Here is a 255-nt window from a genome sequence, read left to right on the forward strand (position 1 = left end):
GAACTTCCATTTCTACTAGCTCAAGTAGCTCTTCGTCGTCAACCATGTCACATTTGTTCATGAATACAACGATGTAAGGTACGCCAACCTGACGAGAAAGTAGGATGTGCTCACGCGTTTGTGGCATGGGGCCGTCAGTCGCAGCTACTACTAAGATAGCGCCGTCCATTTGAGCAGCACCAGTGATCATGTTTTTAACATAATCGGCGTGTCCAGGACAATCTACGTGTGCGTAGTGACGAGTTGGTGTATCGT

1 protein-coding gene is annotated in these 255 nt (G+C 47.8%); it reads right to left on the reverse strand.

Annotated elements, in window-relative coordinates:
* Positions 1-255 (reverse strand): GTP-binding protein (locus PSI06_RS21365; RefSeq protein WP_273604857.1); only part of this gene is annotated, 255 nt, incomplete at both ends.

Source organism: Pseudoalteromonas sp. GABNS16E, assembly GCF_028598715.1.
Lineage (GTDB): Bacteria > Pseudomonadota > Gammaproteobacteria > Enterobacterales > Alteromonadaceae > Pseudoalteromonas > Pseudoalteromonas atlantica.